Annotated in this window: 1 protein-coding gene; it reads left to right on the forward strand. The window is 61.0% G+C overall.

Features of this window, described 5'->3' with window-relative positions:
- Positions 1-18: 18 nt before the first annotated feature.
- A partial coding sequence (locus ACIPVK_RS21830) for an SH3 domain-containing protein (protein ID WP_407614076.1) occupies positions 19-385 on the forward strand: 367 nt, incomplete at its 3' end.

Genomic DNA, 385 nt, shown 5'->3' on the forward strand with positions numbered 1-385 from the left:
CCTCCGGCGAAGGCCTCGGTGTATAACTTCACCAAGTCGTTCACCTCGGTGAAGGCCAGGGCCTCGGCCGGTTCGGCCCATGTTCTGTCGCTTCACCGTCAGACGAGGGTCGAGGTCCTTGGCAGAAGCGGTTCCTGGACTAAGGTTCTCGTCCGGGGGGAGACGGGGTTCGTTCCGGCTTCTACGCTTGGTGCGTCGAATCCTTCTAGCGTCTACCGCTGGGTGAAAGGCGCGCAGCCCGTCTTCCAAACCACGAAAACCGCCAGCAAGAAGATTGCCACTCTTTCGAACAACACGAGAATCCAGTGGCTGCGGACCTCGGGTTCGTGGCAGCAAGTGCGCACCAGTGCCGGGATCGGCTGGATGCAGTCCAGCAAGCTCTCCA

The sequence above is a fragment of the Paeniglutamicibacter sp. MACA_103 genome, from assembly GCF_045798555.1.
Lineage (GTDB): Bacteria > Actinomycetota > Actinomycetes > Actinomycetales > Micrococcaceae > Paeniglutamicibacter.